General features: G+C 48.4%; 1 protein-coding gene and 1 pseudogene. One reads left to right on the top strand and one right to left on the bottom strand.

What is annotated here, in order from left to right:
- Nucleotides 1-247: pseudogene (locus ACO0KY_RS19650) on the top strand (DDE-type integrase/transposase/recombinase); the annotation flags it as partial.
- Between the two features lie 34 nt (nt 248-281).
- Here the strand turns inward: ACO0KY_RS19650 and ACO0KY_RS19655 are convergent.
- A partial coding sequence (locus tag ACO0KY_RS19655) for an IS1096 element passenger TnpR family protein (RefSeq protein WP_423048924.1) occupies nt 282-640 on the bottom strand: 359 nt, incomplete at its 5' end.

The following is a 640-nucleotide window of genomic DNA, read 5'->3' on the forward strand; positions in this document are numbered from 1 at the left end:
CCCGCAGCCATTGGCAGTACCTGGGGAAATCAACAAGAGTTGGTCAATTGATTTTATGAGTGACGCGTTATGGTGTGGCAGGCGTTTTCGTACGTTTAATGTGGTCGATGATTTTAATCGGGAAGTACTGGCGATTGAAATTGATTTAAATTTGCCCGCGTCCCGTGTAGTACGGGTGCTGGAGCGTATCGTTGCATGGCGTGGCTTTCCGGCACAGATCAGAATGGACAACGGACCTGAATTTATTGTAAGCGCCTCACTTAAGCCGTCTTGCAAGCTGTTTATTTTTTACCCCACCCGTTCCAAGCCATTCGAAGCAAGGCATTGTTTGCGGCGCGTCGATCAAATAATTCCGGGTCGAAGGAGCCGTCAACCCATTGCAAATAATTTCTTCCTTGTTCACTTGATGGATCATTTATTTCGATAAGGAAGTCTTCATAACCCGATGTGCCGCCAACATCTTCCGGTGGTGTCGCGCGCGCTCCATCCATGATTTGCGCTACGCCCATCTTTTGTAAGCACCCGGTCAACACAGGTTGACCGATCCTTAGATTGATGATCGGATTTATTGAGCAGGCTTCCAGTTGTGCGGAAGTAGTTCGCTGATGCGGCTGAATGGTTGCAATGGTAGCCTTTCCAA

The sequence above is a fragment of the Undibacterium sp. Dicai25W genome, assembly GCF_049340505.1.
Classification (GTDB): Bacteria; Pseudomonadota; Gammaproteobacteria; order Burkholderiales; family Burkholderiaceae_D; genus Undibacterium; species Undibacterium jejuense.